Annotated in this window: 3 protein-coding genes and 1 pseudogene; 1 reads left to right on the plus strand and 3 read right to left on the minus strand. The window is 49.2% G+C overall.

What is annotated here, in order from left to right; translation table 11 throughout:
- Window positions 1–265, plus strand: a pseudogene (locus H6F80_RS07735) (cation:proton antiporter); the annotation flags it as partial.
- Window positions 266–299: 34 nt separating this feature from the next.
- On the opposite strand, the gene H6F80_RS07740 reads toward H6F80_RS07735, so the two are convergent.
- The 3 genes from H6F80_RS07740 to H6F80_RS07750 all read right to left on the minus strand — a co-directional run.
- A complete protein-coding gene (locus H6F80_RS07740) occupies window positions 300–1,013 on the minus strand; it encodes an ABC transporter ATP-binding protein (RefSeq protein ID WP_199296438.1) in 714 nt (237 codons plus the stop codon).
- A 51-nt stretch (window positions 1,014–1,064) separates the two neighbouring features.
- Entirely contained in the window at window positions 1,065–1,838 is a 774-nt protein-coding gene (locus H6F80_RS07745; protein WP_190791005.1) for an ABC transporter ATP-binding protein, read from the minus strand.
- Window positions 1,839–2,147: 309 nt separating this feature from the next.
- On the minus strand, window positions 2,148–2,778 hold a 631-nt coding region (locus H6F80_RS07750), incomplete at its 5' end, for a branched-chain amino acid ABC transporter permease (protein WP_190791006.1).

Raw genomic sequence — 2,778 nt, forward strand, 5'->3', positions numbered from 1 at the left:
GATTTATGAGGAAATGCGATCGAGCTATCAGGTACAAATTGTGAAAGCCGAGAGAGCGTTGCGCGATCTGTATAACCAGTGGGCGATCGACGTTGCCACCGGAAAAGGACAATCTTCACGCCTGAACGGAATTCACCGTCGCTTATTGCTGGTTGAAAAGGGCGCATTGGCGGAAGCCGTTCGTCGGGGTATTTTGACCGATGACACTGCAAAAGATCAGCTTCGCCAGATTGATGAGAAACTGCTGAAACTGGGAGAGGATTAATGGCTTGTTTGGGAAAGCACTAGAATTTTGCTCACTATCCCAAATAAGCTTTGCGAATTCGCTCATCGCTCAATAACTTCGAGGCGTCGCTAGTCAACGTCATCTGCCCTGCTTCCAGCACATAGACCCGATCGGCGGTTTGCAGTGCCAGGTTTGCGTTTTGTTCGACCAGCAAAACCGTGACTCCAGCATCACGAAGCTGACGAATCACCGAAAAAATTTCTCGGACGATTTGCGGCGCGAGTCCTAAGCTCGGCTCATCCAGCAGCAGCAGACGGGGACGGCTCATCAGGGCACGGGCGATCGCTAGCATTTGCTGTTCCCCGCCGCTCAGAGTTCCGGCAAGCTGATTGCGTCGTTCGCCCAGTCGCGGAAAGGTGAGAAACTGTTTCTCGATATCCGATTTGATGCCGAGGCGATCGTTTCGTGTGAATGCACCCAGTTCTAAATTTGTGAGTACAGTCTGTCGTGCCAGAACTCGCCGTCCTTCCGGGCTGTGGGCAATGCCAAGCTTCACCATCTGACTGGGTGCGAGACGAGTGATCGCCTGTCCGCGATAGAAAATCTGTCCACGAACCGGATCGACCAATCGCGAGATCGCCCGCAGTGTTGTACTTTTGCCCGCTCCGTTTGCGCCGATTAGGGTGACAATTTCGCCCTCGGCAACATCCAGCGTCAGATCTTGCAATGCCTGAACTGCACCATAGTTCACGGATAAATTTTGGATTTGCAGCAGTGATTTTGCCATATTGATTTCTGATTGCCCCGTTTTTCAATCGCCCCATCTCAACGCCAAACGCTATTCACCCAGATAAGCCGTGATCACTGCCGGATCATTTCGCACCGCTTCAGGGTTGCCCAAAGCAATGAGCTGTCCAAAGTCGAGCACCGCAATTCGATCGCAGAGTCCCATCACTAGGGGCACATGATGTTCGATCAGCAGCACGGTCAGATTGAATCGATCGCGAATCTCCCGAATCAGATCGCTCAGTCCACCCTTTTCGTTCGTGTTCATTCCGGCAGCAGGCTCGTCGAGCAGCAAAAGCTGAGGTTCGACGGCAAGGGCGCGGGCGAGTTCTAGTCGTCGCTGGTCGCCATACGCTAGATTTCGGGCAGTTTGCTGTGCCTTGTCTGCTAACCCCACCAACTCCAGCAGAGAAAACGCTTTGAGCTGAGTTTCCTGCTCTTCAGCGATCGCTTTAGGCATTCCGACGATCGACTGCATCAGATTCGCATTGGTATGCAGATAGCGGGCAATGGCGACGTTTTCCAGCACTGAAAGATTGCCAAATAGCCGCAAATTTTGAAACGTGCGAGCAATTCCCCGGCGGGCAATTTGGTGCGGACGCTGACGGACGATCGATCGTCCCTGATAAAAAAGCTGTCCACTCGAAGGCGGAATTAAGCCCGTGATCACGTTAAACAAAGTCGTTTTCCCGGCTCCATTCGGACCAATCAACCCAAAAATTTCGCCTTGCTGAATGCCAAACGATACATTATTCACCGCAACTAAACCACTGAATCGTCGAGTAATCTGCTGAATTTCAAGAAGGAAAGACGTTTCGGAAACCATTGTTTTAATGGGGATTGGGAGAGAGGCGATCGGGTATCTGAGTGAGGATAAAGGATTTGCGCTCGTGTCTTTTCAGTCTGTTTTGGAATGATTTGTCTTGGAATGATTTGTCTTGGAATAATTTATTTTTGAAGGTTGTTTGAGGAGTAGTAGAAGATCTTGTATTGCCCCTCAATTCTCCAATGCTAGAGAACTTTGAAGTTCGTAAAAGGCTGAGTCCCCTTTAAAGTAGAGAGATTGTTAAATTAGAGAAATTATGGGAGCGGTTTGAGTGAGCTATCACGCTTTAAACATCTTCTTACAGGCATTTCAAAATTCTGCTTTAATTGGCTTTTTTTCACGCTTAAATCTGCCACCAATTTGCTTCAACAATTCTGGCGTGATAATGCCCTGTGGATAAAAAATGCTGCTGAGAACAATGAGTAATCCATAGAGAATCAGCCGACCATCTTGCAAAAAATCTGTTAGCCAAGCAGGTAAGCCTGCAATGCCGCCGATCGCCCTCAGCACTTCGGGTAAAGCAGTCAGCACCATGCCGCCCACAACCGGACCCACAAAAGTTCTTGACCCGCCGCTTAATACAAACGCAAGGTAAACAATACTGGCATCAAATGTACCCTGCCTCGCATTCCAGGTATTCAAAAAATGGGCACTAACCGCTCCCACAACTCCTGCTAAAACTGCTCCCAAGGTAAAGGAAAGAACTTTATAGCGTGTCGGATTAATGCCCACTGTGGCAGCAGCTAACTCATCTTCGCGAATTGCCCGCATGACTCGCCCAGTTTCAATTCGCTCCAGCCGATGGAGAAATACCATGCTTAGCAACAGCAAAGGTAAAGCAATCCACAAATAGCCGATTTGTGTAGAGAAAGGCTGCGGAATGCCGAAAATTCCCACTGCCCCACCCGTAATTTCTAAATTTAGCGAAAGCACTCTTAGA

It is taken from the genome of Leptolyngbya sp. FACHB-711, assembly GCF_014695615.1.
GTDB lineage: Bacteria > Cyanobacteriota > Cyanobacteriia > Elainellales > Elainellaceae > Leptolyngbya_A.

What these genes read in the sequence shown, in the direction of transcription:
- H6F80_RS07740 (WP_199296438.1), bottom strand. Translation starts at nt 1,013, where the DNA reads ATGGCAAAATCACTGCTGCAAATCCAAAATTTATCCGTGAACTATGGT.
- H6F80_RS07745 (WP_190791005.1), bottom strand. Translation starts at nt 1,838, where the DNA reads ATGGTTTCCGAAACGTCTTTCCTTCTTGAAATTCAGCAGATTACTCGA.